9 protein-coding genes and 1 pseudogene are annotated in these 7968 nt (G+C 72.4%); 2 read left to right on the forward strand and 8 right to left on the reverse strand.

The features are described from left to right. Positions 1 to 76: 76 nt before the first annotated feature. Entirely contained in the window at positions 77 to 739 is a 663-nt protein-coding gene (locus ACFWBB_RS42055; RefSeq protein WP_385284424.1) for an NADPH-dependent F420 reductase, read from the reverse strand. A gap of 70 nt (positions 740 to 809) precedes the next feature. Then, a complete protein-coding gene (locus tag ACFWBB_RS42060) occupies positions 810 to 1820 on the reverse strand; it encodes a zinc-dependent alcohol dehydrogenase family protein (RefSeq protein WP_385284427.1) in 1011 nt (336 codons plus the stop codon). Between the two features lie 115 nt (positions 1821 to 1935). Here ACFWBB_RS42060 and ACFWBB_RS42065 point away from each other — a divergent pair, with 115 nt between their 5' ends. Continuing rightward, positions 1936 to 2856: an AraC family transcriptional regulator gene (locus tag ACFWBB_RS42065; RefSeq protein WP_385284430.1), complete on the forward strand. Its 921-nt coding sequence runs from the start codon at positions 1936 to 1938 to the stop codon at positions 2854 to 2856. Positions 2857 to 2993: 137 nt separating this feature from the next. Here ACFWBB_RS42065 and ACFWBB_RS42070 read toward each other — a convergent pair whose 3' ends face one another. Together ACFWBB_RS42070 and ACFWBB_RS42075 are read right to left on the reverse strand one after the other, a co-directional pair. Continuing rightward, positions 2994 to 3206, reverse strand: a complete 213-nt coding sequence (locus ACFWBB_RS42070) for an EF-hand domain-containing protein (protein WP_385284447.1) — start codon at positions 3204 to 3206, stop codon at positions 2994 to 2996. 62 nt (positions 3207 to 3268) lie between these two features. Further along, positions 3269 to 3592 carry a hypothetical protein gene (locus ACFWBB_RS42075; protein ID WP_385284433.1) on the reverse strand — a complete coding sequence of 108 codons (324 nt, stop codon included), beginning with the start codon at positions 3590 to 3592 and terminating at the stop codon, positions 3269 to 3271. On the opposite strand from ACFWBB_RS42075, the pseudogene ACFWBB_RS42080 reads away from it, so the two are divergent. Then, positions 3497 to 3952: pseudogene (locus ACFWBB_RS42080) on the forward strand (GNAT family N-acetyltransferase); the annotation flags it as partial. The gene ACFWBB_RS42075 and the pseudogene ACFWBB_RS42080 sit on opposite strands and share 96 nt — an antisense overlap. Positions 3953 to 4005: 53 nt before the next feature. On the opposite strand, the gene ACFWBB_RS42085 reads toward ACFWBB_RS42080, so the two are convergent. From ACFWBB_RS42085 to ACFWBB_RS42100, 4 genes are all read right to left on the reverse strand, one after another. Beyond that, positions 4006 to 5196, reverse strand: a complete 1191-nt coding sequence (locus ACFWBB_RS42085; protein ID WP_385284435.1) for a hypothetical protein — start codon at positions 5194 to 5196, stop codon at positions 4006 to 4008. Next, positions 5196 to 6068, reverse strand: a complete 873-nt coding sequence (locus ACFWBB_RS42090; protein WP_385284438.1) for a polysaccharide deacetylase family protein — start codon at positions 6066 to 6068, stop codon at positions 5196 to 5198. The genes ACFWBB_RS42085 and ACFWBB_RS42090 overlap by 1 nt, the downstream gene beginning before the upstream one ends. A gap of 232 nt (positions 6069 to 6300) precedes the next feature. Beyond that, positions 6301 to 6804 carry an ATP-binding protein gene (locus tag ACFWBB_RS42095; protein WP_385284441.1) on the reverse strand — a complete coding sequence of 168 codons (504 nt, stop codon included), beginning with the start codon at positions 6802 to 6804 and terminating at the stop codon, positions 6301 to 6303. Between the two features lie 292 nt (positions 6805 to 7096). Continuing rightward, positions 7097 to 7864 carry an enoyl-CoA hydratase/isomerase family protein gene (locus ACFWBB_RS42100; RefSeq protein ID WP_385284444.1) on the reverse strand — a complete coding sequence of 256 codons (768 nt, stop codon included), beginning with the start codon at positions 7862 to 7864 and terminating at the stop codon, positions 7097 to 7099. Positions 7865 to 7968 lie beyond the last annotated feature (104 nt).

Here is a 7968-nt window from a genome sequence, read left to right on the forward strand (position 1 = left end):
GGTCGGCGCGCGCCCGCGATACCCGGCGGGTCACGCCGGACGGGGTTCTGGTCGGACGGGGTCTGGTCTCGAGGCGCTAGCCGCGGAAGGCCGCCGGGCGGTCCGGGTTCGCCTCCGCCAGTGCCTTGGTGACCGCGTCGGTGCCGGCCTGCAGGCCGTAGACGGGGGTGTCGGGCTGCTGGCGCCAGGAGTCGTCGATGCCACCCGCGTCGACGGTGTCGAAGCCGAGCTCGTCGATCAGGACGCGCACCTTCGCCTTCGCCGCCTCGTCGTCCCCGGCGACCGGGAGCGCGAGGCGCTCGGGGTCGCCCGCGGCGCGCGGGCGGTCCAGGATGTCCTGGGCGTAGGTGCCGTTGAAGGCCTTGATCACGGGGTGGCCGATCCGGCGTTCCGTCCAGCGGCTCTCGGTGAGGCCCTCGTCCTCGATCTCCGCGATCCGGCCGTCGCGCTGCTGCGGGTAGTAGTTGTTGGTGTCGATGACGGCCACGCCGTCGGCCGCGCCGTCCAGGATGCCGGGCGGCAGACTCGGGACCGCCTTGACCGGAATCGTGATCACCACGACCTCGGCACCGCGCGCCGCCTCCTCGACGACGACGGGGGTCGCTCCCGTCTCCTCGGCAAGTTCCTTGAGCGTCAGGGGTCCACGGGAGTTCGCGACGGAGACGTCGTGACCCAGCGCGGTGAGCCGCCGGGTGAGGTTGCCACCGATGTTGCCCGCGCCGATGATGCCGATCTTCATGACAGGCCTTGCCCTTCGCAATCGATGCACATGCATGCGTCTGGCAGGGACAACCTCGGGCGGCCGCGGGCTATTCCGCGACCCGTACGACGATCTTTCCTGTGTGCGTGTTCGACTCCATCAGCCGATGGGCGTCCCGGATGCGGTCCAGGCCCTCGAAGACCTCGGCGACGACCGGGCGGAGCGTGCCGTCGGCGAGCCCCGAGTTGACGTAGTGGGAGCCGCGGCGGCGGCCGTCCTCGGTGCCGGTGACGACGAAGTTGGCGTAACCGTGCACGGTCAGCGGCCACCGGCGGGGCAGCTGGATGGGCTGCTGGTCCAGCCAGCCGTAGCTGACCAGGGTGCCGTCGGCGGCGGTCGCCTCGCCCAGGGCGGCGAACCCGGCACCGCCGATCGCGTCGAGGACGATGTCGGCGCCCCGGCCGCCGGTGAGCCGCCCGGTCTCCTTGATCACGTCCTCGTCGTCGCTGACGATCACATGCTCCGCGCCCAGGTCGTACAGCCGCCGCCGCTTGGCCCCGGTCCGGGTGGTGACGATCGGGACCGCGCCGGCCCGGCGGACGACCTGGATCGCGGCCGTACCCACACCGCTGGACGCGCCGGTGATCAGAACGCGGTCGCCCGGGGCCAGACCCGCCCGTTCGACCAGGGCGCCGTAGGCGGTGGTGTACGTGAGCCAGACGGCCGCCGCGTCGACGGCGTCGACCCCGGCCGGGCGCGGGACCAGCGAGGTCTGCGGCAGCAGGACCCGTTCGGCGTACACGCCATGGGCGCCGAGTTCGAAGTTGGCCGCCGACATCACCAGGTCGCCGGGGGCGAACGCGGTCACGCCCTCGCCGACCGCCTCGACCTCGCCGGCCGCCTCGTAGCCGTTGCGGGAGCCGGGCAGGGCCGGCCGGTAGTAGTAGCCGCCCGAACGGAAGAGGGCCTCGGCCCGGTTGAGCGCCACCGCCTCCACCCGGACGAGCACCTCCCCGGGGCCGGGCGCGGGCAGGTCGACCTCTTCGACGGTGAGCACGTCGGGGCCGCCGAGTTTGTGAAAGAGCACAGTACGAACGGGAGTTGAGGAAGGAAATGTCATGTCGTCGACGCTAGGCCCCGGCCGCGAGACGATCCATGTCCGTCGGTATCGGTTTCCTGTCCGTGCGTCTCGCACCGCGCGTCCCGCTGCGCGCGGCAGGCGTTACGGTGTCGGCATGGACGTGCTCAGCGACGCCGTCGCGGCGATGCGCACCGGGCGGCCGCACTCCTCCCGCCGGGACGTGCGCGCGCCCTGGGGGATGCGGTTCGGGGCGTCGGACGGCGCCGGGTTCCATGTGCTGCTGCGCGGGTCGGCGTGGCTGATCCCGGCCGGGGGCGAACCGGTCGCGCTCGCGGCCGGGGATGTGGTGTTCCTGGCGCACGGCCACGGACACGCGCTGGCCAGCGGGCTCGACGCGCCGCTGAAGGAGGTGCGGGTGGGCTCCGACGGACGCTGGCCCGAACCACCGCATCCGGCCGCCCGGCCCGAGTGCGCGGACGTCGTGATGATGTGCGGTGTCTACCGGCTGGACCGCTCCCGCGCCCACCGTCTCCTGGCCGAGCTGCCGGATGTCGTACACCTGCCCGCCCGGCTCGGCACGCACCGCTCGCTGCGCGCCGCGGTGGAACTGCTGGCCATGGAACTGGACGAGCGCAGCCCCGGTTCGGACGCCATCGTCACCGCGCTCCTGGACACGCTCCTGCTGTACATCGTGCGTGCGTGGTGGCAGCTGGAGCGGGGTGCCGGACGGACCGCGGGCTGGGCGGCCGCGCTCGCCGACCCAGCGGTCTCGGCGGCGCTGCGCGCCATCCACGGCGACCCGGCCCGGTCGTGGACGGTGCAGGAGCTGGGAGGTGAGGGCGGGCTGTCCCGGGCCGCCTTCGCGCGCCGGTTCACCGCGCTGGTGGGCGAGCCGCCGCTGACGTACCTGACGTGGTGGCGGATGACGACCGCCGGCCGGTTGCTGCGAGCGGACGACGTACCTCTGCGGCAGGTCGCCCAACGCACCGGCTACACCTCGGAGTTCGCCTTCGCCAAGGCGTTCAAGCGGGAGTACGGCGTCGCGCCGGGGCAGTACAGGCGCCGGACGGCCTGACCCGGCCAAGGCCCCCCTCAGTGCTTCGGCCTGCCGCCGGCGCTGGAACGGCACGGCGGCCGGTGGACCGTGCGCATCGAGCGCTGGGCATGAGAAGGGGCGCCCCGCGTCGGCGAGGCGCCCCTGTACCGCTTGTCTCACTTGTTCAGGTGCGCCCAGAACTCGTCGAACGAGAGAAGCTTGTCCCCGTTGAGGTCGCGGCTCTTGATGACGGCCTCGGCGACCGACTCGGTGACGTTCCAGTCACCTCCCTGGGCCAGGGCGGACTTGAACTCGGCCGCGGTGATGAAGCCGTCCCCGTCCGTGTCGATCCGCTGGAACTCCTTGCGCGCATCTTCGATGTCGGCCACCGATCCGCCCCTCTTCGTCATGCCTTGCGGTCATACTCGCTGTTCTACTGACGCAGGTCAGGTTAACGGCCCTGGTGAGCGCGGAGCGCAGCGACCACCCAGGAGTACTCCGCGTCGTACGAGGGCTGGGTTCCGACGCCGTTCACGATCGCCGAAAACCGGCGGTAGCGGGCGACCCGTTCGGCGGCGGCGGCGGTCAGCCGGTCCAGGACGGCCACCCGGTCCGCGTCGCCCAGCAGACCTCGCAGGATCTCCTCGGCCCCCAGGTGCACGAGACGGCTCATTAACCGGGCCGTGCCGCGGAGACGGTCGACGCGCTGCTGGTCGGCTCCCCGCTGCCGGGCGCGCCGTCCCTCGCGCTGACGGAGATCGAGGACCCGGACCACCCCGGGTGGTCAGCTCGCGCAGACGGCGCGACGAGGTGCGGGTGTGGGCCGCGGCGGGGGGCGTGGTCGTCCTCGGGCGTGGGGTGGCGGGGCGGCTGGAGGTCGCCGTGGAGGTCGGTCGAGGAGGTCGTACGGCAGCGGGGGCTGGGGCGGGCCCTGGTGGCCGCGGCGCGGCACCTGGGCGGGGGCGAGGCGGTGTGGGCGCAGGTCTCGCCGGGGAACGCCCGCAGCACACGGGCGTTCCAGGCGGCGGGCTACCGGCCGGTCGGGGCGGAGGCGCTGCTCACCGTCAGGCAGGAGCCGGGCGGCACGGCGGCCGCTGCCGCGGCATGTGCTCCAGGTCGCTCACACAGCCGCTGAGCACCTCTGGGGCGCGGTGGCGGCGCGCCCCCACCACCTCCGAGCGGCTCGCCCTAGCGGAAGATACCGGTGTGGCCGAGCGAGTAGCGGCCGGGCTGCGGGTAGACGGCGAGGCCGTGCGGACCCCGTCCGACCTTGATGCGGGCGAGCTGCGCTCCGGTGCGGGTGTCGATGGCGTACACCTCGGAGTTGTACCGCCCGGACAGCCACAGGACCTTGCCGTCCGCCGAGACACCGCCCATGTCTGGGCTGCCGCCCTGCGGGAGACGCCACTTCTTGGTGAGGGCGTTCTCGTGGAAGTCGAAGACCGAGACCGTACCCTCGCCCCGGTTGGAGACGTACATCTCGCGGGAGTCCCGGCCGATGTACAGCCCGTGGCAGCCCTTGCCCGTGTACAGGAACCCGGGCTTGCCGAAGCTGTCGCCGTCGACGATCCACATCCCGTCGGCCATCATGTCCGCGACGTAGAACCGCTTCCCGTCGGGCGAGATCTTCACGTCCTGTGGCATGGCGCCCTTGAAGGGCAGTCTCTGCTGCCCGACGACCTCCATCCGCGCGGTGTCGACCTTCAGCAGCTCACCGCTGAACTCGCAGGACACGATGAAGTAGCGACCGTCCGGTGAGAAGTCGGCGTGGTTGACGCCGTAGCAGCTGACCGGTTCCGTCCTGATCCGCTTCATGGTGTGCGCGTCGCGGAAGACGAGTTCGCGGTCGAGGGAGGCCATGACGACGGCGTACTTGCCGTTGGGCGTGAAGTAGAGGTTGTACGGGTCGTGCACCGAGACCTCCTTGCCCGCCTTTCCGGTCCTGGGATCGATGGGGGTGAGGGTGTTCCCGCGGTCGTTGTTGACCCACAGGGTCTTCATGTCCCAAGAGGGCACGACGTGTTGGGGCTGGTGGCCGACACGGATGGTCTCGATCACCTCGTACGTCTTCGGGTCGATGACGGAGACGGTGTCCGACTCGGTGTTGGGGACGTAGACCCGGGACGGGAAGTCCTTGACCACCGGGGAGAGCCGGTTCGGGCGGTCGGCGGCGTAGACGTCCTTCGGGTCGAGCACGGGCGGCATGCCGGGCAGTCCGTCGACGGCGGGCTTCCCGGCCTTCTTCGCCGGTGCGGGGGCGGCCGCCTTGGTGCCCCCGCCCGGCCCCTCCCCGGCCGTCCCGCCCCCGGTACCGCAGGCGGCGAGGACGGTGAGCGCGGCACCGGCGAGCAGGGCGCTTTTCACGAGGTTGCGGTGCATCAGCCGATCAGCTCCGTGGTGGTGACCGCGCGCAGTCCGCGGCGGTCGAGTTCGTCGAGTACGGCGGGGAGTGCGGCGACCGTGTCCGCGTACCCGAAGTGCAGGCTCACGACGGACCCGGCGCGGACCTCGCCGAGGATGTTGCGGGCGACGGCGGATGCGCCGGGCGAGGTGAAGTCGAGGGAGTCGACGTCGTAGGAGAGGACGTGCGGATAGCCGGCGCGGCGGGCCAGCCTCTCCACCAGCGGGGAGGCGCGGGCCGCCCGGGAGGGGCGGAACCAGGTGCCGATGGACCCGGTGAGCCTGCGCAGCCGCTCGGCGCATCCGGTGATCTCGGCCGCCGCCTCGGCCTCGGACATGGCGTTGATGTCCAGGTGGCGCTGGGTGTGGTTGCCGAGGTCGTGGCCGCCGTCGAGGACCCGGCGGGCGAGGTCGGGGTGCTCGTCGAGCCAGGTCCCGACGGCCAGCACGGTGACCCGGGCGCCGTGCCGTTCGGCTTCTCCGAGCAGCGCCTTGGCGACGGCGGGCTCGCCCTGACCATGAAAGGTGAGGGCGACACGGGAGCGGTCCCGGGGGCCGTGCGTGATCTGGGCGGGCTGTCCGGGGAAGGCGCGGGGCGCGGGCGCGACCCGGGGACGGGCAGGCGCCCCGGTGGCGCCGGCCGGGGAGGAAGCGGGCGCCGCGGAGCCGGAGACCGAGGAGGTGCGGGCCGCGGCGGTCGGGGCCGGGGAGCGGGAGGCCGCAGAGGTGGGGGCGTGCTGGGCGACGGTGCCGGACGAGGGCCTGGAGGGCGAGCACGCGGCCGCGAACGCACCCCCGGCGACGAGCCCGGCGCCCGCCCGCAGCGCGGAACGGCGGTCGGATGTGGTCACCGCACTATTTAAGGGGTGGAATGCACCGATTACGGCGATTGACGCACCCTGGCCTCAGTCGGTCTACCGGCCGGCACTTCCAGCCCAGCCCGTACCTCCAGCCCGTCCGGCGCTCGAGGACGAGGCCGTTCAGCGCGAAGCGGGGGCCTGGGGGCGGCGGCCCCCGGAGACGGCGTCACCGCCGCCCCGCACCGGACAAGGAGCCCCCACCACCCCGGCCCGACGGCCCGGCCTAGCGGTCGGCCACTCGCATCTCGAACCAGGTCGTCTTCCCCAGGGGCAGCAGGTCGACGCCCCACCGGTCGGACAGCTTGTCGACGAGGAACAGTCCCCGGCCGCTGACGTCCAGTTCCTGGACCGGCATCAGACAGGGCAGACCTCGGGAGGGGTCGCGGACCTCGACGCGGATCCAGCCGCGGCGGCGCCGCATCCGGAGGCCGAAGACACGGGCGCCGGTGTGGCGTACGGCGTTGCCGACGAGTTCGGAGACGAGGAGGACCGCGTCCTCGGTCATCTTGGGGGTCAGTCCCCACTGGCGCAGCACGACGACCTGGGCCAGTCGGCGGGCCGTGGCGGCGGACTCGGGGCGGGACGGCAGCGGAACCTCGCCCTCGGTCGGGTTGCCGAACAACTCCAGCGCCTTCAGCGCCCGTTCGTCCTCGACCGCAGGCGACCAGCGCGCCGCGGCCGCACGGCTCGATCCCCGCGGCTGTTCGATGCCCTCCAGCCCCGCCATGCCTCCCATCATGGCCGCCCAGGAACCCCTCCGGGGCCGTTCCGGCGGAATGCACCCCCCGGAACAGGTGGTTCCGAATGCCCGGATCGGCATATGCCAGGGACAGATCAAAGCCTGACAAACCATGACTGACCTGCGGCGACAGTGCGGTCACGGGCACTCTCCGGGCTCCCCCGACAAGACAGGCTTAAGGTCGCCTTAAGGTTCCCCTAAACCGCCCCTTCGGGGGACCCGGATGAGACGCCCCGTCAATTGCAAGTGGTACCGGGGAGTTCGCAGGAGGGCTCCTCCCTCACAGGAACTTGGCCTTGCCGGGGCCTTCCTCCACGAAGCTGCGCATGCCGGTCTCGCGGTCGGCGGTCGCGAACAGACCCGCGAACCAGTTCCGTTCGACCGCCAGGCCCGTCTCGATGTCGGTCTCCAGACCGGTGTCGATCGACTCCTTCGCGGCCCGCAGCGCGATCGCCGGACCCTGCGCCAGCTTCGCGGCCCAGCGGTGCGCCTCCGTGTACACGTCGGCGGCCGGGACGACCCGGTCCACCAGCCCCAGCGTCAGCGCCTCGTCGGCCTTGACCATCCGGCCCGTGAAGATCAGGTCCTTCGCCTTGGAGGGGCCGACCAGCCGGGAGAGGCGCTGGGTGCCGCCGGCGCCGGGGATCAGCCCGAGCAGGATCTCCGGCTGGCCCAGCTTGGCGTTGTCCCCGGCGATCCGGAAGTCCGCGCACAGCGCGAGCTCGCAGCCGCCGCCGAGCGCGTACCCGGTCACCGCCGCGACGACCGGCTTGGGGATGCGGGCCACCGCTGTGAAGGAGTCCTGGAGGGCGCGGGCGCGCAGGACCATCGCGGTGTGGTCCATCGCTTGCATCTCCTTGATGTCCGCTCCCGCCGCGAACACCTTCTCCCCGCCGTACACGACGACCGCGCGTACGTCGTCACGACGGGCCGCCTCCTCGGCGAGCTCCTTGAGCCGGTCCTGGGTGGCGACGTCCAGCGCGTTCATGGGCGGGCGGTCGAGGCGCAGCGTACCGACGCCGTCGGCGACTTCGAGATTCACGGTCATGCCAGCAGGTTAACGGGGACTAACGTCAGCGGACCGGGTGCGGTCGGTCACACGCGGCCGGGGGTCCGGGGGTCGCACCCCGGGCAGGCACAGCACGGGGCCCA

It is taken from the genome of Streptomyces sp. NPDC060000 (genome assembly GCF_042737375.1).
GTDB lineage: Bacteria > Actinomycetota > Actinomycetes > Streptomycetales > Streptomycetaceae > Streptomyces.